A 1,356-nucleotide genomic window follows, 5' to 3' on the forward strand; every position below is an offset into this window, starting at 1 on the left:
GGGCCTTCGCCCGTGAAGGTGGACACGCGGTTGGTAGTCACGCGGCGAGCGTGAGTTTAGCTGTGTGGTGTCGGTGTTCGTATTCGTTGGGGCTGAGGTGGCCGTTGGCGGAGTGCCGGCGGCGGGTGTTGTAGCGGGTCAGCCAGGCGAAGACGGTCATCCTGCAAGTGTCGGGGTCGCCGTAGTCGCGGCTTCCCCGGAGGGTCTCGCGTTTGAGGGAAGCGTGGAAGCTCTCGCAGGCCGCGTTGTCCGCGCTGCTGCCGACCGAGCCCATCGAGCGGGTGACTCCCAGGTCCGAGCACAGGTCGGCGAAGGCCCTGGATCCGTATTGCGATCCGTGGTCGGAGTGGAACACCGCGCCGTCCAGGCCGCCGCGGGTCGCTGCCGCCATCCGCAGCGCGTCGGCGACCAGATTCGTGCGCATGTGGTCGGCGATCGACCAGCCGACGACCTTGCGGCTGAAGCAGTCCAGCACGGTGGCCAGGTAGAGGAACTCCCCACTGGCCACCGGCAGATACGTGATGTCGCCCATGTACTTGTGTCCCGGTTCCGGGGCGTTGAAGTCCCGCTGGAACAGGTCCGGGACGATCGCCATGGCCGGGTCCGCGATGGTGGTGCGGACCCTTCTTCGCAGGCGGATACCGGCGATGCCGTGGGTCCGCATGACCCGGGCGACCCGCTTGTGGTTGATCCGCGTTCCGGTCTCGCGCAGTTCCGCGGTCACCCGAGGCGATCCGTAGGCGCCGCCGGAGTCTGCGTGGATGCGGCGGATCCGTTCGGCCAGGGCCTGGTCCTCGCGCCTGCGGGCGGCTCTGGCATCGGCCCCGCCGAGCCACTTGTAGTAGCTGGACCTGTTGACGTCCAGGACCTGGCACAGCCGCTTCACCTCGTAGGCGTCCCGGTGGTCGTGGACGAACTGGAAGCGGCTCACCAGTTCGTCTCGCCGGCGAAATACTTGGCCGCCTTGCGCAGGATGTCCCGCTCGGTGGCCAGCTTCCGCTCGCTCGCCTCAAGCTCGGTCACCCGGTCCTCCAACTGCCGGATCCGCATCTCCGGATCGGACGACGGAGCCGGCTGATTTGCCCGGGACGACGCCGCCCCGCCAGCCCGCGCGTCCACGGGGGCGATGCCGCGGCGGTCGCGGTCGCGCAGCACCCACTCGCGCAGCGTTGCCCTGTTGATGCCCAGGTCAGCGGCGATGTCCTTGTAGGTCGCCCCGGGCGTGGACTCGTACAGGGCCACGGCATCGGCCTTGAACTCGTCCGAGTAGTCCTTCATCGCCATCGGCGGTGTTCTCGCTTCCTCCGGATCAAGCAGATCCAGTATCAGCGTGTCCACCCATCAGGGCGAAGGCCC

General features: G+C 68.2%; 1 protein-coding gene. It reads right to left on the reverse strand.

Translation table 11 applies throughout. The annotated features are described in order from the left end of the window. Positions 1-37: 37 nt before the first annotated feature. Positions 38-1,284 (reverse strand): IS3 family transposase gene (locus AB0J08_RS41630; RefSeq protein ID WP_360645429.1). Its coding sequence is split into 2 segments (ribosomal slippage): positions 38-942 and positions 942-1,284, totalling 1,248 coding nucleotides; the frame shifts between segments, so codons are not numbered across the junction. Positions 1,285-1,356 lie beyond the last annotated feature (72 nt).

Origin of the sequence: Kitasatospora sp. NPDC050463 (assembly GCF_040655255.1) — a bacterium.
Lineage (GTDB): Bacteria > Actinomycetota > Actinomycetes > Streptomycetales > Streptomycetaceae > Kitasatospora.